Annotated in this window: 30 protein-coding genes; 29 read left to right on the top strand and 1 reads right to left on the bottom strand. The window is 66.1% G+C overall.

The window, feature by feature from the left end:
• The first annotated feature begins 35 nt into the window (after positions 1 to 35).
• The 25 genes from WT53_RS17365 (at position 36) to tatC (ending at position 18,148) form a co-directional block, all read left to right on the top strand.
• On the top strand, positions 36 to 857 hold the full coding sequence (locus WT53_RS17365) for an ABC transporter ATP-binding protein (protein WP_006477138.1): 822 nt from the start codon (positions 36 to 38) through the stop codon (positions 855 to 857).
• Positions 854 to 1,621, top strand: a complete 768-nt coding sequence (gene mlaE, locus WT53_RS17360; protein ID WP_034209767.1) for a lipid asymmetry maintenance ABC transporter permease subunit MlaE — start codon at positions 854 to 856, stop codon at positions 1,619 to 1,621. The genes WT53_RS17365 and mlaE overlap by 4 nt, the downstream gene beginning before the upstream one ends.
• Before the next feature lie 24 nt (positions 1,622 to 1,645).
• The gene (gene mlaD / locus WT53_RS17355) at positions 1,646 to 2,215 is read left to right on the top strand and encodes an outer membrane lipid asymmetry maintenance protein MlaD (protein ID WP_060260818.1); all 570 of its coding nucleotides are present in this window, start codon (positions 1,646 to 1,648) and stop codon (positions 2,213 to 2,215) included.
• Positions 2,216 to 2,245: 30 nt separating this feature from the next.
• Positions 2,246 to 3,208, top strand: coding sequence for a VacJ family lipoprotein (locus WT53_RS17350; protein WP_034209769.1), 963 nt, complete (start codon positions 2,246 to 2,248; stop codon positions 3,206 to 3,208).
• Between the two features lie 111 nt (positions 3,209 to 3,319).
• On the top strand, positions 3,320 to 3,949 hold the full coding sequence (locus tag WT53_RS17345; protein WP_034209874.1) for a phospholipid-binding protein MlaC: 630 nt from the start codon (positions 3,320 to 3,322) through the stop codon (positions 3,947 to 3,949).
• Complete coding sequence (locus tag WT53_RS17340; protein ID WP_034209770.1) at positions 3,946 to 4,221, top strand: lipid asymmetry maintenance protein MlaB; 276 nt, start codon at positions 3,946 to 3,948, stop codon at positions 4,219 to 4,221. Before WT53_RS17345 ends, WT53_RS17340 begins: the two co-directional genes overlap by 4 nt.
• A 192-nt stretch (positions 4,222 to 4,413) precedes the next feature.
• Positions 4,414 to 5,340: an ABC transporter ATP-binding protein gene (locus WT53_RS17335; protein ID WP_034209771.1), complete on the top strand. Its 927-nt coding sequence runs from the start codon at positions 4,414 to 4,416 to the stop codon at positions 5,338 to 5,340.
• Complete coding sequence (locus tag WT53_RS17330) at positions 5,337 to 6,158, top strand: ABC transporter permease (protein ID WP_230624984.1); 822 nt, start codon at positions 5,337 to 5,339, stop codon at positions 6,156 to 6,158. The genes WT53_RS17335 and WT53_RS17330 overlap by 4 nt, the downstream gene beginning before the upstream one ends.
• 55 nt (positions 6,159 to 6,213) lie before the next feature.
• Entirely contained in the window at positions 6,214 to 6,453 is a 240-nt protein-coding gene (locus WT53_RS17325) for a BolA family protein (RefSeq protein WP_006477131.1), read from the top strand.
• Positions 6,454 to 6,467: 14 nt separating this feature from the next.
• Entirely contained in the window at positions 6,468 to 7,817 is a 1,350-nt protein-coding gene (gene murA / locus WT53_RS17320) for a UDP-N-acetylglucosamine 1-carboxyvinyltransferase (protein WP_034209772.1), read from the top strand.
• Positions 7,814 to 8,467 (top strand): ATP phosphoribosyltransferase, encoded by a 654-nt coding sequence (hisG, locus tag WT53_RS17315; protein WP_034209773.1) that lies wholly within the window; start codon positions 7,814 to 7,816, stop codon positions 8,465 to 8,467. Before murA ends, hisG begins: the two co-directional genes overlap by 4 nt.
• Positions 8,468 to 8,491: 24 nt before the next feature.
• Positions 8,492 to 9,808: a histidinol dehydrogenase gene (hisD, locus tag WT53_RS17310; RefSeq protein ID WP_034209774.1), complete on the top strand. Its 1,317-nt coding sequence runs from the start codon at positions 8,492 to 8,494 to the stop codon at positions 9,806 to 9,808.
• Positions 9,809 to 9,949: 141 nt separating this feature from the next.
• Entirely contained in the window at positions 9,950 to 11,023 is a 1,074-nt protein-coding gene (hisC, locus tag WT53_RS17305) for a histidinol-phosphate transaminase (protein WP_034209775.1), read from the top strand.
• Between the two features lie 65 nt (positions 11,024 to 11,088).
• The gene (gene hisB, locus WT53_RS17300) at positions 11,089 to 11,676 is read left to right on the top strand and encodes an imidazoleglycerol-phosphate dehydratase HisB (protein ID WP_011546606.1); all 588 of its coding nucleotides are present in this window, start codon (positions 11,089 to 11,091) and stop codon (positions 11,674 to 11,676) included.
• Between the two features lie 61 nt (positions 11,677 to 11,737).
• Positions 11,738 to 12,358 (top strand): YchE family NAAT transporter, encoded by a 621-nt coding sequence (locus tag WT53_RS17295; RefSeq protein WP_034209776.1) that lies wholly within the window; start codon positions 11,738 to 11,740, stop codon positions 12,356 to 12,358.
• Complete coding sequence (gene hisH / locus WT53_RS17290) at positions 12,355 to 12,996, top strand: imidazole glycerol phosphate synthase subunit HisH (protein ID WP_027783354.1); 642 nt, start codon at positions 12,355 to 12,357, stop codon at positions 12,994 to 12,996. Before WT53_RS17295 ends, hisH begins: the two co-directional genes overlap by 4 nt.
• A 163-nt stretch (positions 12,997 to 13,159) precedes the next feature.
• Positions 13,160 to 13,915, top strand: a complete 756-nt coding sequence (hisA, locus tag WT53_RS17285; RefSeq protein WP_059827584.1) for a 1-(5-phosphoribosyl)-5-[(5-phosphoribosylamino)methylideneamino]imidazole-4-carboxamide isomerase — start codon at positions 13,160 to 13,162, stop codon at positions 13,913 to 13,915.
• 106 nt (positions 13,916 to 14,021) lie between these two features.
• Positions 14,022 to 14,795, top strand: a complete 774-nt coding sequence (gene hisF / locus WT53_RS17280; RefSeq protein WP_059499735.1) for an imidazole glycerol phosphate synthase subunit HisF — start codon at positions 14,022 to 14,024, stop codon at positions 14,793 to 14,795.
• Positions 14,795 to 15,211, top strand: a complete 417-nt coding sequence (hisI, locus tag WT53_RS17275) for a phosphoribosyl-AMP cyclohydrolase (protein WP_011546604.1) — start codon at positions 14,795 to 14,797, stop codon at positions 15,209 to 15,211. The genes hisF and hisI overlap by 1 nt, the downstream gene beginning before the upstream one ends.
• Entirely contained in the window at positions 15,208 to 15,573 is a 366-nt protein-coding gene (locus WT53_RS17270) for a phosphoribosyl-ATP diphosphatase (protein WP_011546603.1), read from the top strand. The genes hisI and WT53_RS17270 overlap by 4 nt, the downstream gene beginning before the upstream one ends.
• Positions 15,574 to 15,643: 70 nt before the next feature.
• Positions 15,644 to 16,036 (top strand): membrane protein, encoded by a 393-nt coding sequence (locus WT53_RS17265; protein WP_034209778.1) that lies wholly within the window; start codon positions 15,644 to 15,646, stop codon positions 16,034 to 16,036.
• 31 nt (positions 16,037 to 16,067) lie between these two features.
• A complete protein-coding gene (locus tag WT53_RS17260; protein WP_034209779.1) occupies positions 16,068 to 16,433 on the top strand; it encodes a histidine triad nucleotide-binding protein in 366 nt (121 codons plus the stop codon).
• Between the two features lie 94 nt (positions 16,434 to 16,527).
• Positions 16,528 to 16,758 carry a Sec-independent protein translocase subunit TatA gene (gene tatA / locus WT53_RS17255; RefSeq protein WP_034209780.1) on the top strand — a complete coding sequence of 77 codons (231 nt, stop codon included), beginning with the start codon at positions 16,528 to 16,530 and terminating at the stop codon, positions 16,756 to 16,758.
• A 26-nt stretch (positions 16,759 to 16,784) separates the two neighbouring features.
• The gene (tatB, locus tag WT53_RS17250) at positions 16,785 to 17,318 is read left to right on the top strand and encodes a Sec-independent protein translocase protein TatB (RefSeq protein ID WP_034209781.1); all 534 of its coding nucleotides are present in this window, start codon (positions 16,785 to 16,787) and stop codon (positions 17,316 to 17,318) included.
• A gap of 41 nt (positions 17,319 to 17,359) precedes the next feature.
• Positions 17,360 to 18,148, top strand: a complete 789-nt coding sequence (tatC, locus tag WT53_RS17245) for a twin-arginine translocase subunit TatC (RefSeq protein WP_034209782.1) — start codon at positions 17,360 to 17,362, stop codon at positions 18,146 to 18,148.
• A 207-nt stretch (positions 18,149 to 18,355) separates the two neighbouring features.
• Here the strand turns inward: tatC and WT53_RS17240 are convergent, their stop codons facing one another.
• Positions 18,356 to 19,561 (bottom strand): Do family serine endopeptidase, encoded by a 1,206-nt coding sequence (locus WT53_RS17240; protein ID WP_034209783.1) that lies wholly within the window; start codon positions 19,559 to 19,561, stop codon positions 18,356 to 18,358.
• Positions 19,562 to 19,582: 21 nt separating this feature from the next.
• On the opposite strand from WT53_RS17240, the gene WT53_RS17235 reads away from it, so the two are divergent.
• From WT53_RS17235 to WT53_RS17220, 4 genes are all read left to right on the top strand, one after another.
• The gene (locus WT53_RS17235) at positions 19,583 to 20,329 is read left to right on the top strand and encodes a Nif3-like dinuclear metal center hexameric protein (protein ID WP_034209784.1); all 747 of its coding nucleotides are present in this window, start codon (positions 19,583 to 19,585) and stop codon (positions 20,327 to 20,329) included.
• A gap of 218 nt (positions 20,330 to 20,547) precedes the next feature.
• On the top strand, positions 20,548 to 21,168 hold the full coding sequence (petA, locus tag WT53_RS17230) for a ubiquinol-cytochrome c reductase iron-sulfur subunit (RefSeq protein ID WP_034209785.1): 621 nt from the start codon (positions 20,548 to 20,550) through the stop codon (positions 21,166 to 21,168).
• Complete coding sequence (locus WT53_RS17225; protein WP_034209786.1) at positions 21,168 to 22,550, top strand: cytochrome bc complex cytochrome b subunit; 1,383 nt, start codon at positions 21,168 to 21,170, stop codon at positions 22,548 to 22,550. Before petA ends, WT53_RS17225 begins: the two co-directional genes overlap by 1 nt.
• Positions 22,551 to 22,571: 21 nt before the next feature.
• Positions 22,572 to 23,330 carry a cytochrome c1 gene (locus tag WT53_RS17220; protein WP_034209787.1) on the top strand — a complete coding sequence of 253 codons (759 nt, stop codon included), beginning with the start codon at positions 22,572 to 22,574 and terminating at the stop codon, positions 23,328 to 23,330.
• The last annotated feature ends 76 nt before the right edge of the window (positions 23,331 to 23,406 follow it).

Raw genomic sequence — 23,406 nt, 5'->3', positions numbered from 1 at the left:
AATTCGGCGTTCTGCGTAAAAGGACTGTCAGCTCCGTGAGCCCCACTCCTACCGAGACCCTGCTGGAACTTCGCGACGTCGACTTCGGCTACGGCGATCGCCTCGTCCTGTCCAACCTGAATCTGCGCTTCGGGCGTGGGCAGGTCGTCGCGGTCATGGGCGGCTCGGGTTGCGGCAAGACCACCGTGCTGCGCCTGATCGGCGGCCTCGTGCGGGCGCGCCGCGGCCAGGTGCTGTTCGACGGCGCCGACGTCGGCGCGCAAACGCGCGACGGCCTGTATGCGCTGCGCCGCAAGATGGGCATGCTGTTCCAGTTCGGCGCGCTGTTCACCGACATGTCGGTGTTCGAGAACGTCGCGTTCGCGCTGCGCGAGCATACCGACCTGCCCGAAGACCTGATCCGCGATCTGGTGCTGATGAAGCTGAACGCGGTCGGGCTGCGCGGCGCGCGCGACCTGATGCCGTCCGAGGTGTCGGGCGGGATGGCGCGCCGCATCGCGCTGGCGCGCGCGATCGCGCTCGATCCGCAGCTCATCATGTACGACGAGCCGTTCGCGGGCCTCGATCCGATCTCGCTCGGCATCACCGCCAACCTGATCCGCACGCTGAACCAGGCGCTCGGCGCGACGTCTATCCTCGTCACGCACGACGTGCCGGAATCGTTCGCGATCGCCGACTACGTGTATTTTCTGGCCAATGGCGGCGTGCTCGCGCAGGGCACGCCCGACGAGCTGCGCGCGTCGACCGATCCGAGCGTGCGGCAATTCATCGACGGCGCGCCGGACGGCCCGTTCAAATTTCACTACACGAGCCCGCCGCTGGCGGCGGATTTCGGGCTCGGCGGAGGGCGCGCATGATCAGCGCGATCGGACGTTACGTCATCGGCGGCCTCGAGCGGGCGGGCTACGGCACGCGCCTGTTCGTGCGCCTCGTGCTGGAATTCTTCCCGCTGCTGCGTCGGCCGCGGCTGGTCACGAAGCAGATCCACTTCCTCGGCAACTATTCGTTCGTGATCATCGCCGTGTCGGGGCTGTTCGTCGGCTTCGTGCTCGGCCTGCAGGGGTATTACACGCTGAACCGCTATGGTTCCGAGCAGGCGCTCGGCCTGCTGGTCGCGCTGTCGCTCGTGCGCGAGCTCGGGCCCGTCGTCACCGCGCTGCTGTTCGCGGGCCGCGCGGGCACGTCGCTCACGGCCGAGATCGGCCTGATGAAGGCCGGCGAGCAGCTCACCGCGCTCGAGATGATGGCCGTCGACCCGATCAAGAACGTGATCGCGCCGCGCATGTGGGCGGGCATCATCGCGATGCCGCTGCTCGCCGCGATCTTCAACGCGGTCGGCGTGCTCGGCGGCTACTTCGTCGGCGTCGTGCTGATCGGCGTCGATCCGGGTGCGTTCTGGTCGCAGATGCAGGGCGGCGTCCAGGTCTGGGCCGACGTCGGCAACGGCGTGCTGAAAAGCATCGTGTTCGGCTTCGCCGTGACCTTCATTGCACTGTTTCAGGGGTATGAAGCGAAGCCCACGCCCGAAGGCGTGTCGCGCGCGACCACCAAGACGGTCGTGTTCGCGTCGCTCGCCGTACTCGGCCTCGATTTCCTGCTGACCGCGCTGATGTTCAGCTAAGCCTCAGCCAAGCCAAATTTTGGGATGACGATGAAAAAGACTGCTCTCGACTTCTGGGTCGGCCTGTTCGTGGTGGTGGGCTTCCTTGCGGTGCTGTTCCTGGCGCTGAAGGTCGGCAACATGAGCTCGCTGTCGTTTCAGCCGACCTACTCGGTGAGGATGAAATTCGACAATATCGGCGGGTTGAAGCCGCGCGCGGCCGTGAAGAGCGCGGGTGTCGTGGTCGGCCGCGTGAAGTCGATCGGCTTCGATACGAACACCTATCAGGCGGTCGTCACGATCGACGTCGACGGCCAGTACCAGTTTCCGAAGGATTCGTCCGCGAAGATCCTGACGTCGGGCCTGCTCGGCGAGCAGTACATCGGCCTCGATCCGGGCGGCGACACCGAGATGCTGAAGGCCGGCGATACGATCACGATGACGCAGTCGGCGATCGTGCTCGAGAACCTGATCGGCCAGTTCCTGTACAGCAAGGCAGCCGACGCGGGCGGTGCGAAGCCGGCAGCCGGCGCATCGGCTGCGCCGGCCGCTCCCGCCGCGCCGGCGCCGGTGGCGGTGCCGGCGTCGGCGGTGTCCGGTTCGGCCGGCCAATAACCACACGAGAGAAAACAAGAGGGTAATGACATGCACACGATCCGCATCAGGCACGCCGCGCTGGCGGTAGCGGCAGTCGCCGCGTTGAGCGGCTGCGCGACCGTGCAGACGCCGACCAAGGGCGATCCGCTCGAAGGCTTCAACCGGACGATGTACAAGTTCAACGACACGGTCGATACGTACGCGCTGAAGCCGGTCGCGAAGGGCTACCAGTACGTGGTGCCGCAGCCGGTGCGCGACAGCGTGACGAACTTCTTCTCGAACATCGGCGACGTCTACATCGCGGCGAACAACATCGTGCAGCTGCGGATCGCGGACGGCGTCGGCGACATCATGCGCGTCGTGATCAACACGGTGTTCGGCGTCGGCGGCCTGTTCGACGTCGCGACGATCGCGAAGCTGCCGAAGCACACGGCCGACTTCGGGATCACGATGGGCCGCTACGGCATGCCGTCGGGGCCGTACCTCGTGCTGCCGCTGCTCGGCCCGAGCACGCTGCGCGACACGGCCGGCCTGGGCGTCGACTATGTCGGCAACCCGCTCACCTACGTGAAACCGGACGGCCTGAGCTGGGGCCTGTTCGGCGTGAACCTGGTCAACACGCGTGCGAACCTGCTGGGCGCGGGCGACGTGCTCGATGCCGCGGCGCTCGACAAGTATTCGTTCGTACGCAATGCGTACCTGCAGCGTCGCCAGATGCTGATCAACAACGCGCGCGGCGAAGCCGCCACGACGTCGAGCAACGACGCGCTGCCGAAGTACGACCTGCCGGACGACGGTGCGGCGCCGGCGGCAGCCGGCGCGGCCGGTACGGCGGGCGCGGCCGCGGTGGGCGGCGCCGCGCCGGCGGGCGCATCGGGCGCGGCGGTTGCTGCGCCGGCGTCGGGTGCGGCCGAAGCACCCAACCCGGCGAGCGAAACGAACGTGCCGGCCATGCAGGTGGCGCCGCCGTCGCCGGGCGGGTTCCGGTTCCCGAGCATCCGGCTGCACTGACGGATTTACATTCGTTACAGCCGGAAACGATTCAGTCGGTAGCGTATGCGAACTTGCGCGTAAGCTACCTGCTCCAACCTTCGCATCGACTCATTCATGCAGGCCACTATGATGAAAAAACTGTTCCTGATCCCCGTTTTCGCGGCGCTGTTCTCGTTCGGTAGCGCAGCTCACGCGCAAGTCGACCAGTCGAACCCGCAGGCGCTGATCAAGACGGCGACGCAGCAGGTGCTCGACGAAGTCAAGCAGCAGACGATCAAGCAGGGCGACACCAACCGCATCATCACGATCGTCAACAAGGACATCCTGCCGTACACCGATTTCCGCCGCACCACGCAGCTGGCGATGGGCCGCAACTGGCGCACGGCGACGGCCGAGCAGCAGCAGCAGGTTCAGGAGCAGTTCAAGCTGCTGCTGATCCGCACGTATTCGGGTGCGCTCGCCCAACTGAAGCCGGACCAGCAGATCCAGTACCCGCCGTTCCGCGCCGATCCGGCCGATACCGACGTCGTGGTGAAGACGGTCGCGATGAACAACGGCCAGCCGGTCCAGATCGACTATCGCCTGTACAAGACGGCGAACGGCTGGAAGGTGTATGACCTGAACGTGCTCGGCGCGTGGCTGATCCAGACGTACCAGCAACAGTTCAACGAGAAGATCCAGCAAAGCGGCGTGGACGGCCTGATCAAGTTCCTGTCGCAGCGCAACCAGGAACTTGCCGCGGGCAAGCAAGCGTCGTGAGCGGCTTCGCAGCCGGTTCCTCGCTGACCGTCGCGAGCGCGAAGTCCGCGCTCGCGGACGGTCTAGCGCGCATCGGCGCCGGCGCGACCGCCGTCGATTGCGCGGCGCTGACGCAGTTCGACTCGTCCGCGCTCGCCGTGCTGCTCGCATGGCAACGTGCCGCCAAAGCGCGTGGCGCAACCCTCGACATCCTCAATCTCCCTCCGAAGCTCGCCAGCCTCGCGCGCGCCTACGGCGTCGACGCGCTCATCGACGGCACCGGGCGACATTGACCCTGTCCGACCGAAGCCTGCCGCGCCAGCCGGCGCGCGCACGCTTCAGGCCGCGCGCCGCCGGCGCCGGCTCCCCCAGCCGGTTTGCCCTATAATCAAGCGTTTTGCGGGGCAGCCAATCGGCGTCCGGCCCCCATTTTCTTTCGCAGCAAGCACAGAATAGGCGTCGCGGCCCTGGCGTCGCGCACAGTCATGTCAGCCATAGAAATCCGTCACGTCAAGAAGCGCTACAAGTCGCTTCAGGCGCTCAAGGGCGTCAGCCTGTCGGTCGAGGAAGGCGAGTTTTTCGGTCTGCTCGGCCCCAACGGCGCAGGCAAGACCACGCTCATCAGCATCCTCGCCGGGCTCGCCCGGGCCGACGAAGGCAGTATCTCGGTGCTCGGCCACGACGTCGTCCAGGACTTCCGCAGCGCGCGCCGCGCACTCGGCGTCGTTCCGCAGGAGCTCGTTTTCGACCCGTTCTTCACCGTTCGCGAGACGCTGCGGATCCAGTCCGGCTATTTCGGGCTGCGCCGCAACGACGACTGGATCGATGAAGTGATGGCCAATCTCGATCTCACCGAGAAAGCCGACGCGAACATGCGCGCGCTGTCGGGCGGGATGAAGCGCCGCGTGCTCGTCGCGCAGGCGCTCGTGCACCGGCCGCCCGTGATCGTGCTCGACGAGCCGACCGCCGGCGTCGACGTCGAATTGCGCCAGACGCTGTGGAAATTCATCTCGCGCCTGAATCGCGAGGGTCACACGATCGTGCTGACCACCCATTACCTCGAGGAAGCCGAGTCGCTGTGCGACCGCATCGCGATGTTGCGTCGCGGCGAAGTCGTCGCGCTCGACCGCACCGACGCGCTGCTGCGCCGCTTCGCGGGCCTGCAGCTGTACCTGCGGTTCGCGACGGGCGCGCTGCCGGCCGAGCTGCGCGGGCTGGAAACCGACCCGGCCGCGCGCGCGCCGGGCGAGCATCTGCTGCGCCTCGCGAGTTACGACGAGGTCGAACGCATCCTCGCGCAATGCCGCGCGGCGGGCTGCACGTTCGACGAGATCGAGGTCCGCAAGGCCGACCTCGAGGACGTGTTCGTCCAGGTGATGAACGGGGCCGAGGTGATCGAGGGTCTGGCATGAATCAACACTCCCCACGCGAACTGCGTTCGCTGTCGTCCGAGGGGACGGCCCGGCGCGTGCCGGGAAGCGGGTTCCGCACGCTGTTCTACAAGGAACTGCTGCGTTTCTGGAAGGTGTCGTTCCAGACGGTGCTCGCGCCGATCGTCACCGCGCTGCTGTATCTGACGATCTTCGGCCATGCGCTGTCGGGCCGCGTCGAGGTCTATCCCGGTGTCGAATACGTGAGCTTTCTCGTGCCGGGCCTCGTGATGATGAGCGTGCTGCAGAACGCGTTCGCGAACAGCTCGTCGTCGCTGATCCAGTCGAAGATCACCGGCAACCTCGTGTTCATGCTGCTGCCGCCGCTGTCGTATCGCGACATCTTCGGCGCGTACGTGCTCGCGTCCGTCGTGCGCGGGCTCGCGGTCGGCGCGGGCGTGTTCGTCGTGACGATCTGGTTTATCCCGATGCACTTCGCGGCGCCGCTGTTCATCATTGCGTTCGCGCTGCTCGGCTCGGCGATCCTCGGCACGCTCGGCCTGATCGCCGGGATCTGGGCCGAGAAGTTCGACCAGCTCGCCGCGTTCCAGAACTTCCTGATCATGCCGCTGACGTTTCTGTCCGGCGTGTTCTATTCGACGCACTCGCTGCCGCCCGTGTGGCGTGAAGTGTCGCGTCTCAACCCGTTTTTCTACATGATCGACGGCTTCCGTTTCGGGTTCTTCGGCGCGTCCGACATCAACCCGTTCGCAAGCCTCGCGATCGTCACCGGTTTCTTCGTGCTGCTCGCGCTGATCGCGATGCGGCTGCTCGCGACCGGCTACAAACTGCGTCATTGATATCGACAGGCCGCGGCCGCCCTTGGGCGGCGCGCGCCGACAGGAGCCTTACACCATGTTGCCGACTCCCGAACAGGTCAAGCAATACATCGCCGGCGGTCTCGCCTGCACGCATCTGGAAGTCGAAGGCGACGGCCAGCATTTCTTCGCGACGATCGTGTCGGCGGCCTTCGAAGGCAAGCGGCCGATCCAGCGGCACCAGCTCGTCTATGCGGCGCTCGGCGATCGCATGAAGCAGGAAATTCACGCGCTCAGCATGAAGACGCTGACGCCCGCCGAATGGCAGAACGCATAAACGGAAATCACTGAGTGCAAGTCACCGCCAACGAGCGCGACGCCGTCCAGAGCGTCGCCACGGCACACCCGGCCGCCAACGGGGAATCGCAGGGACAGGGGATGGACAAGCTGGTGATCGAAGGCGGTCGTCGCCTGTCCGGCGAGATCGTCGTGTCGGGCGCGAAGAACGCGGCGTTGCCGATCCTGTGCGCGGGGCTGCTCAGCGCCGAGCCGGTCGAGCTCGACAACGTGCCGAACCTGAAGGACGTGCGCACCACGCTGAAGGTGCTGAACCAGATGGGCGTGAAGAGCGAGACCGACGGCTGCCGCGTGCAGCTCGACGCGTCGCGCGTCGACAACCTCGTCGCACCGTACGAGCTCGTGAAGACGATGCGCGCGTCGATCCTCGTGCTCGGGCCGCTGCTCGCGCGCTTCGGCGAGGCGAAGGTGTCGCTGCCGGGCGGCTGCGCGATCGGCGCGCGGCCGGTCGATCAGCACATCAAGGGCCTGCAGGCGATGGGCGCCGAGATCAGCATCGAGCACGGCTTCATCGAAGCGCGCGCGAAGCGCCTGAAGGGCGCGCGCATCGTCACCGACATGATCACGGTGACGGGGACCGAAAACCTGCTGATGGCCGCGACGCTCGCCGACGGCGAGACGGTGATCGAAAACGCCGCGCGCGAGCCGGAAGTGAGCGATCTCGCACACTTGCTGGTCGCGATGGGCGCGAAAATCGACGGCATCGGCACCGACCGCCTCGTGATCCAGGGCGTCGAGCGGCTGCACGGCGCGCGCCATTCGGTGATCCCCGACCGCATCGAGGCCGGCACGTTCCTGTGCGCGGTCGCGGCGGCCGGCGGCGACGTGACGCTGACGGGCGTGCGCCCGCACATCCTCGACGCGGTGATCGACAAGCTGCGCGAAGCGGGCGTGTCGATCGAGGAAGGCGACAGCTGGCTGCGCGTGAAGATGGAACGCCGGCCGTCGGCGGTGACGATCCGCACGTCGGAATACCCGGCGTTCCCGACCGACATGCAGGCGCAGTTCATGGCCCTCAATACGGTCGCGACGGGCACCGCGCAGGTCGTCGAAACCATTTTCGAGAACCGCTTCATGCATGTGCAGGAGCTGAACCGGCTCGGCGCGAACATCACGATCGACGGCAACACGGCGCTCGTGACGGGTGTCGAGAAGCTGTCGGGCGCGAACGTGATGGCGACCGACCTGCGTGCGTCGGCGAGCCTCGTGATCGCCGGGCTGCGCGCCGACGGCGAAACGCTCGTCGACCGCATCTATCACCTGGACCGCGGCTACGACCGCATGGAAACCAAACTGACCGCCGTCGGCGCGAACGTGCGCCGCCTCTCCGGGAGCCAAGCATGAGCGCGCCGCTGACCCTCGCCCTGTCGAAGGGCCGGATTTTCGAGGAAACCCTGCCGCTGCTGGCGGCCGCCGGCGTGCAGGTGGCCGAGGATCCGGAAACGTCGCGCAAGCTGATCCTGCCGACGACCGATCCGAACCTGCGCGTGATCATCGTGCGCGCGAGCGACGTGCCGACCTACGTCGAATACGGCGCGGCCGATTTCGGCGTGGCCGGCAAGGACGTGCTGGTCGAGCACGGCGGTTCGGGCCTGTACCAGCCGATCGATCTGAACATTGCGCGCTGCCGGATGTCGGTGGCCGTGCCGGCCGGTTTCGACTACGCGAACGCGGTGCGCCAGGGCGCGCGCCTGCGGGTCGCGACCAAATACGTCGAAACGGCGCGCGAACACTTTGCCGCGAAGGGCGTGCACGTCGATCTGATCAAGCTGTACGGCTCGATGGAGCTGGCGCCGCTGGTCGGGCTGGCCGATGCGATCGTCGACCTCGTCAGCTCGGGCGGCACGCTGAAGGCGAACAATCTGGTCGAGGTCGAGGAGATCATGGCGATCTCGTCGCGCCTCGTCGTGAACCAGGCCGCGCTGAAGCTGAAGCGCGCGGCGCTCAAGCCGATCCTCGACGCGTTCGAACGCGCGTCGCAGAATGGCGGTTGAGCGCATCACCGTAACGGAACTCCCATGTCCATCACCATCCGCAAGCTCGATTCGACGAACGAAGACTTCGGCGCCGCGCTGCGCGCCGTGCTCGCGTTCGAGGCGAGCGAAGACGAAGCGATCGAGCAATCGGTCGCGCAGATCCTCGCCGACGTGAAGTCGCGCGGCGACGCCGCGGTGCTCGAGTACACGAACCGCTTCGACCGGCTGAGCGCGGACAGCGTCGCCGCGCTCGAACTGCCGCAGGACGCGCTGCAGACGGCGCTCGACGGCCTCGCGCCGAAGGCGCGCGCGGCGCTGGAAGCCGCCGCGGCGCGGGTGCGCGCGTACCACGAGAAGCAGAAGATCGAGTGCGGCACGCATAGCTGGCAGTACACGGAAAGCGACGGCACGGTGCTCGGCCAGAAGGTCACGCCGCTCGACCGCGTCGGCCTGTACGTGCCGGGCGGCAAGGCCGCGTATCCGTCGTCGGTGCTGATGAACGCGATTCCCGCGCGCGTCGCGGGGGTCGGCGAGATCGTGATGGTCGTGCCGACGCCGGACGGCGTGAAGAACGACCTCGTGCTCGCCGCGGCGCTGCTCGGCGGCGTCGATCGCGTGTTCACGATCGGCGGCGCGCAGGCGGTCGGTGCGCTCGCGTACGGCACGGCGACGGTGCCGGCCGTCGACAAGATCTGCGGCCCCGGCAACGCGTATGTCGCGTCGGCGAAGCGGCGCGTATTCGGCACGGTCGGCATCGACATGATCGCCGGGCCGTCGGAAATCCTCGTGCTGTGCGACGGCACGACCGATCCGAATTGGGTCGCGATGGACCTGTTCTCGCAGGCCGAGCACGACGAACTCGCGCAGTCGATCCTGCTGTGCCCGGACGGTGCGTTCCTCGATCGCGTCGAGAAGGCGATCGACGAGCTGCTGCCGACGATGCCGCGCCAGGACGTGATCCGTGCGTCGCTCGAGGGGCGCGGCGCGCTGATCAAGGTGCGCGACATGGCCGAGGCGTGCCGGATCGCGAACGACATCGCGCCGGAACACCTCGAGATCTCGGCGCTGGAGCCGCAGCAATGGGGCCAGCAGATCCGCCATGCGGGCGCGATCTTCCTCGGCCGCTATACGAGCGAAAGCCTCGGCGACTACTGCGCGGGGCCGAACCACGTGCTGCCGACGTCGCGCACCGCGCGCTTCTCGTCGCCGCTCGGCGTGTACGACTTCATCAAGCGCTCGAGCCTGATCGAGGTCAGCGCGGAAGGTGCGCAGACGCTCGGCGAGATCGCGTCCGAGCTCGCGTACGGCGAAGGGCTGCAGGCGCATGCGAGGAGCGCAGAGTTCCGGATGAAGGGCTGACCGCGCATGGTGCGCGGGGCCGGGCGGGCGCGCAGGCGCCGACACCGGCGGCCCCGGATCGACGCAGGAGACGAGTGCAGGGCGGCAGCCGCCGCCTTGCCGACCATTTGACGCCGGCGCGACGCACGCCGGCTTGAGACCATGACGACGCCACAAGACATCATTCGCCGCGACGTGCTCGCGATGACGAGCTACCCGGTTCCCGACGCGAGCGGATTCGTGAAGCTCGACGCGATGGAGAACCCGTATCCGCTGCCGGCGCCGCTCGCCGCGGCGCTTGGCGAGCGGCTCGCGCAGGTCGCGCTGAACCGCTACCCGGCGCCGCGCCCGGCCGCGCTGCTCGACAAGCTGCGCCACGCGATGCGCGTGCCGGCCGGTTGCGACGTGCTGCTCGGCAACGGTTCCGACGAAATCATCAGCATGATCGCGGTCGCGTGCGCGCGGCCGGGCGCGAAGGTGCTCGCGCCGGTGCCGGGCTTCGTGATGTACGAGCTTTCGGCGAAGCTCGCGCAGCTCGAATTCGTCGGCGTGCCGCTGAAGGCCGACCTGACGCTCGACGTCGACGCGATGCTTGCGGCGATCGAGGAGCACCGGCCGGCGATCGTCTATCTCGCGTATCCGAACAACCCCACCGGCACGCTGTACGACGATGCCGACGTCGAGCGGATCGTCGCGGCCGCGCGGCACAGCCTGATCGTGATCGACGAGGCGTACCAGCCGTTCGCGGAGCGCTCGTGGCTGCCGCGTGCCGCCGAGTTCGACAACGTCGTCGTGATGCGCACGGTGTCGAAGCTCGGCCTCGCGGGTATCCGCCTCGGCTATCTCGTCGGCTCGCCCGCCTGGCTGAACGAATTCGACAAGGTGCGCCCGCCGTACAACATCAACGTGCTGACCCAGGCGACCGCCGATTTCCTGCTCGATCACCTCGACGTGCTCGATGCGCAGGCGGCGCAATTGCGTGCGGAGCGCGCGCGCCTCGCGCAGGCGGTGGCCGCGCTGCCGGGCGCGACGGTGTTCCCGAGCGCCGGCAATTTCCTGCTGGTGCGCGTGCCGGACGCGGCTGCCGTGTTCGATGCGCTGCTCACCGAGCGGGTGCTGGTCAAAAACGTGAGTAAAATGCATCCATTACTGGCCGAATGCGTGCGGCTGACCGTCGGTTCTCCCGACGAAAACGCCCGCCTGCTGGCCGCCTTGAAACTCGCGCTGCCCGGTTGAGCCCAGGGCGCGGCGGCGCGCGACGATCAATCCCCATTTACATCAGACTCGATCAAGGAATTGCCATGCGTGTGGCGGAAGTCGTTCGCAATACCAGCGAAACGCAGATCCGTGTGAAGCTCGATCTCGACGGCACCGGCCGGCAGAAGCTGGCCACCGGCGTGCCGTTTCTCGACCATATGCTCGACCAGATCGCGCGACACGGTCTGGTCGATCTCGAGGTCGAAGCGCATGGCGACACGCATATCGACGATCACCACACGGTCGAGGACGTCGGCATCACGCTTGGCCAGGCCGTCGCGAAGGCGATCGGCGATCGCAAGGGCATCCGCCGCTACGGCCATTCGTACGTGCCGCTCGACGAGGCGCTGTCGCGCGTCGTGATCGACTTCTCGGGCCGGCCCGGCCTCGAATTCCACGTGCCGTTCACGCGCGCGCGGATCGGCACGTTCGACGTCGACCTGTCGATCGAGTTCTTCCGCGGGTTCGTGAACCACGCGGGCGTCACGCTGCACATCGACAACCTGCGCGGGATCAACGCGCACCATCAGCTCGAGACGGTGTTCAAGGCCTTCGGCCGCGCGCTGCGCGCGGCGGTGGAGCTCGACGAGCGCGCGGCGGGGCAGATTCCGTCGACGAAAGGAAGCCTCTGAACGTCCGAACGGACTGCGCTCGGGACAACCTCACGGCTTCGGCGCGCGGCGCCGGCTTGCGATGGATCTGCTCAAATCGTTCATTTCGCTGCTCGCGCTGATCAATCCGGTCGGCGCGGTGCCGTTCTTCCTGAGCCTGACGGCGCAGCAGACGGAAGCCGAGCGGCGGCGCACGATCCGGATCGCGTCGGTGTCGGTGTTCTGCGTGATGACGGTGACCGCGCTGCTCGGGCAGCAGATCATCCACTTCTTCGGCATTTCGGTCGGATCGCTCGAAGTCGGCGGCGGGATCATCATGCTGCTGATGGCGATCAACATGCTCAACGCGCAGATCGGCAACACGCGATCGACGCCCGAGGAGCGCGACGAAGCCGAGCTGAAGGACAACATCGCGGTCGTGCCGCTGGCGATTCCGCTGCTCACGGGCCCCGGCTCGATCAGCACGGTGATCGTCTATGCGGCGAGCGCGCATCACTGGTATGAGCGGGCCGGGCTGGTCGCGATCGGCGCGGCCCTGGCTTTTCTGTGTTTCGTCGCGATGCGGCTCGCCGAGCCGATCGCGAACTGGATCGGCCGCACCGGCATCAACATCGCCACGCGGCTGATGGGTCTGATGCTGTCGGCGCTGGCGGTGGAATTCATCGTCAATGGACTGAGGGCGCTACTGCCTGCACTGAGATGAAAACTTCGATTGCGATTGTGGATTATGGGATGGGCAACCTGCGCTCGGTCGCGCAGGCGCTCAAGAAGGCCGAACCGGCCGCCGACGTGGCGATCGTCGACACGCCGGCCGCGATTCGCGCGGCCGACCGCGTCGTGCTGCCCGGCCAGGGCGCGATGCCGGACTGCATGCGCTGCCTCGGCGAATCGGGGCTGCAGGAAGCGGTGATCGAAGCGTCGCGCACGAAGCCGCTGCTCGGCGTGTGCGTCGGCGAGCAGATGCTGTTCGACTGGAGCGCGGAAGGCGACACGAAGGGCCTCGGGCTGCTGCCCGGCAAGGTCGTGCGCTTCGAGCTCGACGGCCGGCTGCAGGACGACGGCTCGCGCTTCAAGGTGCCGCAGATGGGCTGGAACCGCGTGCGCCAGGCGCAGCCGCACCCGCTGTGGGACGGCGTGCCCGACGACGCGTATTTCTACTTCGTGCACAGCTATTACGTGACGCCGGACAACCCGGCGCACACGGTCGGCGAAACGGCCTACGGCGCGCCGTTTACGTCCGCGGTCGCGCGGGACAATCTCTTCGCGACCCAATTCCACCCCGAGAAAAGCGCGGAGGTCGGGTTGCGTCTGTATCGCAACTTCGTACACTGGAAACCGTAAACGTGGTGCGCGAGCCACAGTCGATCCGGCCGAACGGCCTGTCGCGCGGGGCTTGCCCGCTTAAGCGCCGATAGAGTTGTACTAAACTAGCGAGACGGCGCGGCACCGGTTTGGCCGGTACGCGCCGGATTCTTTTCATTTTCCACGACGACACCCGATTGCTATGTTGCTGATTCCGGCCATCGACCTCAAAGACGGTCAGTGTGTGCGCCTCAAACAGGGCGATATGGACCAGGCCACGATTTTCTCCGAGGACCCGGCGGCGATGGCCCGCAAGTGGGTCGATCTCGGCGCCCGGCGGCTCCATCTCGTCGACCTGAACGGCGCATTCGCCGGCAAGCCGAAGAATCTCGAGGCGATCGAAGCGATCCTCGACGAAGTCGGCGACGAAATCCCGGTGCAGCTCGGCGGCGGCATCCGCAGCCTCGAGACGATCGAGAAGTATCTCGACGCCGGCCTGTCCTATGTGATCATCGGCACGGCCGCCGTGAAGAATCCGGGCTTTCTGCAGGACGCATGCACCGCGTTCGCGGGCAACATCATCGTCGGGCTGGACGCGAAGGACGGCAAGGTCGCGACCGACGGCTGGAGCAAGCTGACCGGCCACGAAGTGATCGATCTCGCGAAGAAGTTCGAGGACTACGGCGTCGAATCGATCGTCTACACGGACATCGGCCGCGACGGGATGCTGCAGGGCATCAACATCGACGCGACCGTGAAGCTCGCGCAGGCGGTCGGCATCCCGGTGATCGCGAGCGGCGGCCTGTCGAACCTCACGGACATCGAGAGCCTGTGCGAAGTGGAAGAGCACGGCGTCGAAGGCGTGATCTGCGGCCGTGCGATCTACTCCGGCGATCTCGATTTCGCGGCCGCGCAAAAGCGCGCGGACGAACTGAACGGCGAACTCGACAACGCGTAACCGCGGTCGTCGCGTTCGCCGGGGCTGCCCGCGAGCAGCCCCGACCGGAAGCCTCGCGCGAGGCTTCCGCAACCGGCCGTCCCAGCGCGGCATTTGGCGCAACATCATGGCTCTAGCTAAACGCATCATCCCCTGCCTGGACGTGACTGCCGGGCGTGTCGTCAAGGGCGTCAATTTCGTCGAGCTGCGCGACGCCGGCGACCCCGTCGAAATCGCCCGCCGCTACGACGAGCAGGGTGCCGACGAACTGACTTTCCTCGACATCACCGCGACGTCCGACCAGCGCGACCTGATCCTGCCGATCATCGAAGCCGTTGCGTCGCAGGTGTTCATTCCGCTGACCGTCGGCGGCGGCGTGCGTGCCGTCGAGGACGTACGGCGCCTGCTGAACGCGGGCGCGGACAAGGTCAGCATGAATTCGTCGGCGGTCGCGAATCCGCAGCTCGTGCGCGACGCGGCCGACAAGTACGGCTCGCAGTGCATCGTCGTCGCGATCGACGCGAAGCGCGTATCGGCGGACGGCGAGACGCCGCGCTGGGAAGTGTTCACGCACGGCGGCCGCAAGAACACGGGCCTCGACGCGATCGAATGGGCGCGCAAGATGGCCGAACTCGGCGCGGGCGAGATCCTGCTCACGAGCATGGACCGCGACGGCACGAAGTCGGGCTTCGACCTCGCGCTCACGCGCGGCGTGTCGGACGCGGTGCCGGTGCCGGTGATCGCGTCGGGCGGCGTCGGCTGCCTGCAGGATCTCGCGGACGGCATCAAGGACGGTCGCGCCGATGCGGTGCTGGCCGCGAGCATCTTCCACTACGGCGAGCACACGGTCGGCGAGGCGAAGCGTTTCATGTCCGACCAGGGCATCCCGGTGAGGCTGTGATGAATACCGAAACGAAATCCCTGCCCGCTTGGCTCGACAAAGTCCGCTGGGACGACAACGGCCTCGTGCCGGTGATCGCGCAGGAAGCGTCGACGAACGACGTGCTGATGTTCGCGTGGATGAATCGCGAGGCGCTCGCGAAGACGATCGAGACGCAGCGCGCGGTCTATTATTCGCGGTCGCGCAAGCGCCTGTGGTTCAAGGGCGAGGAGTCGGGCCACGTGCAGCACGTGCACGAGGTGCGGCTCGACTGCGACGAGGACGTCGTGCTGCTGAAGGTCGAGCAGGTGTCGGGCATCGCGTGCCACACCGGCCGGCATTCGTGCTTCTTCCAGAAATTCGAAGGCACCGTGGACGGCGGCGACTGGGTCGCGGTCGAGCCGGTGCTGAAAGACCCCGAACACATCTACAAATGACGCAATCGACCGAAGACACGCTGCTGCGCCTCGCGGCCGTGATCGATAGCCGCAAGGGCGGCGATCCCGATCAATCGTACGTGTCGCGCCTGTTCCACAAGGGCGACGACGCGGTGCTGAAGAAGATCGGCGAAGAGGCGACGGAAGTCGTGCTGGCCGCGAAGGACGTGCGCCAGGGCGGCGCGCCGAGCGCGCTCGTCGGCGAGGTGGCCGACCTGTGGTTCCACTGCCTCGTGATGCTGTCGCATTTCGACCTGAGCCCGGCCGACGTGATCGCCGAACTCGAGCGCCGCGAAGGCTTGTCGGGCATCGAGGAAAAAGCGCTGCGCAAGCGCCGCGAGCGCGAGGAAAACGGCGGGTGACGCACAGGCCCCGCCGCGGTGGCAACAGTGCGGTAAGCTGTAAGAATTGTCATCTGACGGGGGTAGCATCATGAACGAAACGTCGAACCAGTTTCCGACGCCGGCGGTGCCGGGAGCAGCCGATGCCGAACGCCTGAACGGGCTGCGCACGCTGACCCACGTGCTGTACGGCCTCTATGCGATTCACTGGCTGACGGGCGGTGTCACCGGCATCGTCGCGATCATCATCAACTACGTGAAGCGCGGCGACGTGGCCGGCACGCCGTACGCCGATCACTTCGAGTGGCAGATCCGCACGTTCTGGCGCGCGCTGATCGCTTACGCGATCGGGATCGCGCTGCTGTTCGTCGCGGTCGGATTCGTCGTGATGTTTGTCACATGGATTTGGACGCTGTACCGTATCATCAAGGGTTGGCTGTACCTGAACGACAACAAGACGCTCGATCCGCAGGCGTGGTTCTGACCGGCCGCGCGCGGGCGTTTGCAGGAGCAACATGAGTCACGATCCGAATTGCCTGTTCTGCAAGATCGCGGCAGGCGAGATCCCGAGCACGAAGGTGCACGAGGACGACGAATTCGTCGCGTTCCGCGACATCCGCCCGGCGGCCGAGACGCACGTGCTCGTGATTCCGCGCCGGCACGTGCCGACGCTGTCGGCGGTGGGCGACGCCGATGCGCCGATGCTCGGCCGGCTGATGCTGCTCGTCGCGCGTCTGGCCGACCAGCTCGGGGTCGCGTATACGGGCGGCGAAACCGGTTTTCGCACGGTGATCAACACGGGCCCGGGCGGCGGGCAGGAGGTCTACCACCTGCACGCGCATATCCTGGCCGGCCCGCGCCCGTGGCAACGGATGGGTTGACGACGCGGGGCGTTTCCCCGCATCCGATAGTCGAAGCCGGCGCGTCGCCGGCGATTTGCGCCGCATCGCGGCGTGGTTGAGGAGAGGTTTCATCATGGGTGGATTGAGCATTTGGCACTGGCTGATCGTGCTGCTGATCGTCGCGCTGGTTTTCGGTACGAAGAAGCTGCGCAACATCGGCAACGACCTCGGCAGCGCCGTGAAGGGTTTCAAGGACGGCATGAAGGAAGGCGAAACGCCGGCGGACGCGCAGCAATTGCCGCGTTCGGGCACGGTCGACGTCAACGCGAAGGAAACGACGCGTTCCGATTCGAACAAGGCGTAACGCCGGCACGCTGACAGGCATTCGCGATGCTGGATCTCGGTCTTTCGAAGATGGCGCTGATCGGCGTCGTCGCGCTCGTGGTGCTCGGCCCCGAGCGCCTGCCGCGCGTCGCGCGTACGGCAGGCGCGCTGTTCGGCCGCGCGCAGCGGTACATCAACGACGTGAAGGCCGAGGTCTCGCGCGAAATCGAACTCGACGCGCTGCGGACGATGAAGACCGATTTCGAATCGGCCGCGCGCAATGTCGAGACGACGATTCACGACAACCTGCGCGAGCACGAGAAGGCGCTGAACGACACGTGGCATTCCGCGGTCGGCGGGGTCAACGAAGGCTCGGTCGATGCCGGCACGTACGGTAGCGACACGCCCGCGGCGCCGTCGTGGCGTGCCGGCAGTTCGGCCGCGCTTGCGCCGAAGCGTCGCAACTGGCGCATCAAGCAGGCGGCGACGCCTGTCTGGTACAAGCGCGCGACGACCCGCCGCACCCACGTGCAGTCGGGCGCCGCACGCGTCGCGCGCCACCAGCCGGCCAGCCTGCGCCGGCCGACGCGCTTCTTCTGAGTCGAGCGCATGCTCGCTCGTCAATCCTACCGAGGGCCGGTGTGAGCGACCCCCAGCAGAACCCGGGCGACGCCCCGGAAGAAACCTTCATTTCCCATCTCGTCGAGCTTCGCGATCGCATCATTCGCGCGGGGCTGGCCGTGATCGTCGTGTTCCTCGGGCTCGTCTACTGGGCGCCCGACATCTTCAGGCTGCTCGCGCGGCCGTTGATGGAGAACCTGCCGAAAGACGGCAAGATGATCGTCACCGACGTCACCGGCTCGTTCTTCGTGCCGATGAAGGTCACGATGCTCGTCGCGCTCGTGATCGCGCTGCCGATCGTGCTGTACCAGATCTGGGCGTTCGTCGCGCCGGGGCTGTACCAGCACGAGAAGAAGCTCGTCACGCCGCTCGTCGGCAGCAGCTACGTGCTGTTTCTGTGCGGGATGGCATTCGCGTACTTCCTCGTGTTTCCGACGATCTTCCGCGTGATGGCGCACTACAACGCGCCGCTCGGGGCCGAGATGACGACCGACATCGACAACTACCTGAGCTTCGTGCTCGGGATGTTCATCGCGTTCGGCGTCACGTTCGAGGTGCCGATCGTCGTCGTGCTGCTCGTCCGGATGGGCGTGCTGTCCCTGAAGAAGCTGAAGGAAATGCGACCGTACGTGATCGTCGGCGCATTCGTGGTCGCGGCGGTCGTCACGCCGCCGGACGTGTTCTCGCAACTGATGCTGGCGCTGCCGCTCGTCGTGCTGTTCGAGATCGGGCTGCTGGCCGCGCGGTTCTTCGTGCCGAAGAAGCCGGCGGAAGAGGGCGAGGCGGGGAACGGCGAAGCCGCGGGTTGACGGCGCGGCGCCGGGCGGCTTTTCCGGTCAGGCCGGAGGGGCCGGTACCCGTGATTGGCCGCTAGCCAGCACATGCCAACGCGGCCTTTCCGGCACCGGACATCGTTCGAAGCAAAGCAAAAGGGCAGCCAGCCGGCTGCCCTTTTTCATTTCCGCGCCGCATCAAATCGCATCGCGAACGGAAAGCGGCGTGCCGCCCGCCGCGCCTCATTCGGTGTCGCTGTCCTGCTCGTCGAGCGTCTGCTTCGGCGGCGGCGGACGCTTGCCGATCACGACGTTCACGTCGAACTGCTTGCCCTTGCGGACGACGTGCACCTTGGTCGGCGTGCCCGGCTTGATTTGCGCGACGACGTTCAGCAGCTTCGTCGTGTCGGTGATGTCCTCGCCGTTGACGCTCACCAGGATGTCGCCCGGCTTGATGCCGGCCTTGTCGGCGGGGCCGCCCTGCAGCACGCCCGCGACGATCGCGCCCGATTTCTGCTGGAGCCCGAACGACTCGGCGATTTCCGGCGTGACGTCCTGCGGCTCGACGCCGATCCAGCCGCGCGTGACCGAGCCGGTCGTGATGATGCTTTCGAGCACCGTGCGCGCGGTCGACACCGGAATCGCGAAGCCGATGCCGAGCGAGCCGCCCGAGCGCGAGTAGATCGCCGTGTTGATGCCGAGCAGGTTGCCGTTCACGTCGACCAGTGCGCCGCCGGAATTGCCGGGGTTGATCGGCGCGTCGGTCTGGATGAAGTTCTCGAACGTGTTGATGCCGAGGTGGTTGCGGCCGAGCGCGCTGATGATCCCCATCGTCACCGTCTGGCCGACGCCGAACGGGTTGCCGATCGCGAGCACGACGTCGCCGACGCGCGACTGGTCGGAGCGGCCGAGCGTGATCGTCGGCAGATTCGTCATGTTGATCTTCAGCACCGCGAGATCGGTTTCGGGATCGCTGCCGATCACTTTCGCGGTGGCCGTGCGGCCGTCGGCGAGCGCGACTTCGATCTGGTCGGCGCCGTCCACGACGTGCTGGTTCGTTAGAATGTAACCTTCAGGGCTCACGATGACGCCGGAGCCGAGGTTGGCGGCCGGCTCGTCCTGCTGCTTGCGGGCGTTGCGGTCGCCGAAGAAGTAACGGAACAGCGGATCCTTTGCGCGCGGGTCGGGCGGCAGCGAGCCGTCCTTGCTGGAGAACACGTTGACGACGGCCGGCATCGCCTTCTGCGCGGCTTCGGCATACGACGTGGTCGCCGGTGCGCCGCCGATGCCCGGCGCGACTTCGCGCAGCGCGACGATCGGCGTGGCGAGCTGCTTGCCGAGCTGTCCTTGCCGTTGCAGCCATTGCGGCTTGAGCGTCACGACGATGAACATCAGCGCGAGCAGTACGGTCACCGCCTGCGCGAAGAACAGCCAGAAGCGTCTAAGCATCTGAATGGATTAGAGGTTTATATGGATCGGATCGAACTTGAATTGTACTTGAACAATACCCTTGAAACCGCGCGCTTCAAGGACTATTGCCCGAACGGCCTCCAGGTCGAAGGGCGTCGCAAGATCGAGAAGATCGCCACCGGCGTGACGGCGTCGGTCGCGCTCCTCGAAGCCGCGCTCGAATGGGGGGCGGATGCCGTGCTCGTCCATCACGGCTATTTCTGGCGCAACGAGGCGCCGCAGATCACCGGCCGCAAGTATCAGCGCCTGAAGCTGCTGCTCGCGAACGACCTGAACCTGTTCGCGTTTCACTTGCCGCTGGACGCGCATCCCGAGTTCGGCAACAACGCGCAGCTCGGCGAAAAGCTCGGCCTGATCGGCGAGCAGCGTTTCGGCGAAGGCGACCTGGGCTGGATGGCGACGCTGCCGATGCCCGTCACGCTCGAGCACTTCGTCGCGAAGGTGGAGCGCACGCTCGGCCGCACGCCGCTCGTGCTGGGCGACCCGGACACGCAACTGCGCCGCATCGCGTGGTGCACGGGCGCCGCGCAGAGCTATTTCGACGCGGCGATCGATGCCGGCGCGGACGTGTTCCTGACCGGCGAGGTGTCCGAATCGACCACGCACGCGGCGGCGGAGAGCGGTGTCGCGTTCGTTGCGGCGGGGCACCATGCGACCGAGCGCTACGGAATTCAGGCGCTGGGACGCCACTTGTCCGAAGAATTCGATCTCGAACACCTTTTTATCGATATTCATAATCCGGTCTGAGCGACGGATTTGCGGCAGCGCATCGAAATTCGACAATGTAGCATCCGCTTAAAAGAGAAATGATTTAATCGCTCCGATAGTGGGGGATAACCCTTAACTATCAATCACTTCGAAGGGATTTTCATCGCCGGGCCTTGTAAATGGCGACTCCATTCGCGCAAACTAGCGGCGGAATGAAAAGTCGTGACGGAAAATCCAACTCAGAAGTGGGGCGTGTGATGCGAGACAAGGAAGAGAAACGCGTCGACAGCGGCCGCCGTACCTGGCTGATTGCGACATCCGTAGCAGGTGGCGTAGGAGGCGTAGCCACCGTCATACCTTTCGCGGCGTCGCTCGCGCCGTCCGCGAAAGCGAAAGCGGCCGGTGCACCGGTCGAGGTCGATATCAGCGGCCTGAAGCCCGGCGAAATGGTCACCGTGCCGTGGCGCGGCAAACCCGTCTGGATCCTCAATCGCACCGATTCGATGCTGGCCGACGTGGTCAAGGCCGACAAGGAAGTGGCCGATCCGACCACGAAATCCCCGTATTCGATGCCGTTGCCCGCGTATTGCGCGAACGAATATCGCGCGCGGGCCGATCGCAAGAACATTCTCGTCGTGATGGCCGTGTGCACGCACCTCGGCTGCACGCCTAGCCAACGCTTCACGCCGGGTCCGCAGCCGAACCTGCCGGACGACTGGCCGGGCGGTTTCCTGTGCCCGTGTCACGGTTCGACCTACGACCTCGCCGGCCGCGTGTTCAAGAACAAGCCGGCGCCTCAGAATCTCGACATCCCGCCCTACATGTTCACGTCGGCGACGACCCTCGTGATCGGCAAGGACGAGAAAGGAGAAGCGTGATGGCCGTCGACAACAAGGAAGTCTCCACGACAGGTTTCACCGGCTGGATCGATCAGCGCTTCCCGCTCACGTCCACCTGGAAGAAGCACGTATCCGAATACTACGCGCCGAAGAACTTCAACTTCTGGTACTTCTTCGGCTCCCTCGCGCTGCTGGTGCTCGTCAACCAGATCGTCACGGGCATCTTCCTGACGATGAACTACAAGCCCGACTCGACGCTCGCGTTCGCGTCGGTCGAGTACATCATGCGCGAGGTGCCGTGGGGCTGGCTGATCCGCTACATGCACTCGACCGGTGCATCGATGTTCTTCGTGGTCGTCTACCTGCACATGTTCCGCGGGCTGCTGTACGGGTCGTACCGCAAGCCGCGCGAGCTCGTGTGGATCTTCGGCTGCGCGATCTTCCTGTGCCTGATGGCCGAGGCGTTCTTCGGCTATCTGCTGCCGTGGGGCCAGATGTCGTTCTGGGGCGCGCAGGTGATCGTGAACCTGTTCTCGGCGATCCCGTTCGTCGGCCCGGACCTGTCGCTGTGGATTCGCGGCGACTACGTCGTGTCCGACGTCACGCTGAACCGCTTCTTCGCGTTCCACGTGATCGCGATTCCGCTCGTGCTGGTCGGGCTCGTCGTCGCGCACCTCGTTGCGTTGCACGAAGTCGGGTCGAACAACCCGGACGGCATCGAGATCAAGGCGAAGAAGGACGAGAACGGCATCCCGCTCGACGGCATCCCGTTCCACCCGTACTACTCGGTGCACGACTTCCTCGGCGTGTGCGTGTTCCTGATGGTGTTCGCGCTGATCGTGTTCTTCTCGCCGGAGATGGGCGGCTACTTCCTCGAGGCGAACAACTTCGTCCCGGCGAACCCGCTGCAGACGCCGCCCGAGATCGCGCCGGTCTGGTACTTCACCGCGTTCTACGCGATGCTGCGCGCGACCACCGACCCGTTCAAGATCGTGCTGATGATCGTGATCGCGCTGCTCGGCGTGCTCGCGCTGATCCGCGCGCGCGGCAAGTGGAAGGTCGGGTTGCCGGTGCTCGCCGCCGCGATCGTCGTGTTCATGTACCTGACGGAGTCGAAGTTCTGGGGCGTCGTCGTGATGGGGTCGGCGGTGATCACGCTGTTCTTCCTGCCGTGGCTCGACCGCAGCCCGGTGAAGTCGATCCGCTACCGGCCGCTGTTCCACAAGGTGTTCCTCGGGATCTTCGTCGCGGCGTTCCTGACCCTCGCGTTCCTCGGCACGCGCCCGCCATCGCCGGCGGCGACGCTGATCGCGCAGGCCTGTGCGTTGATCTACTTCGCGTTCTTCCTCGGCATGCCCGTCTGGACGCCGCTTGGCACGTTCAAGCAGCCGCCGGAACGGGTGCGCTTCAAGCCCCATTAACGTGAGCGAGGAGAGAACGACATGAAGAAACTGCTTTCGACGCTCGCGCTGATCGGGGCGACCGCCTGTGCGTTGCTGGCGGTGCCGGCCGCGCGGGCGGAGGGTAATTTTCCGCTCGACCGGGCGCCCGATAACACGGAAAATCTCGTTTCGCTTCAGCACGGCGCGCAATTGTTTGTAAACTATTGCCTGAACTGCCACAGCGCGAACCTGATGCGCTACAACCGTCTGACGGATCTGGGCATATCCCAGAAGGAGATCGAAAAGAATCTCCTGTTCACGACCGACAAGGTCGGGAACACGATGTCCGTCGCGATGCGGCCCGACGACGCGAAGAACTGGCTCGGCACCACGCCGCCCGACCTGTCGGTCGAGGAGCGCGCGCGCGGCCGCGACTGGCTGTACACGTATCTGCGCAGCTTCTACCGCGACGATACGCGGCCGACCGGCTGGAACAACGCGGTGTTCGAGAACGTCGGCATGCCCCATGTGTTGTGGCAACTGCAGGGGCAACGCGTAGCCAAATTCGAAGACAAGACGGACGAGGAGACGGGCGAGAAGGTCCACACGCTCGTCGGCTTCCAGCAGGTCACGCCGGGGACGCTGTCGTCGCCCGACTACGATGCTGCGGTGGCCGACCTGGTGGCCTATATGACGTGGATGTCCGAGCCGGCCCAGCAGACCCGCAAGCGCCTCGGCGTGTGGGTGCTGATCTTTCTCGGTGTCCTGACTTTCCTGGCTTGGCGGCTGAATGCCGCGTACTGGAAAGATATCAAGTAAACACGCCTGACCGGCGTGGGGCCGGCGCAAGGCGGAACCCGTGAAAGGGGTTTCGCCGCGTGCCGGCCCTCGGCTT

Source organism: Burkholderia sp. MSMB2157WGS, from assembly GCF_001532755.1.
In the GTDB taxonomy this organism is placed as follows: Bacteria; Pseudomonadota; Gammaproteobacteria; order Burkholderiales; family Burkholderiaceae; genus Burkholderia.
Note: the sequence above shows the minus strand (reverse complement) of the source record. Positions and strands in the feature narration are given on the sequence as shown.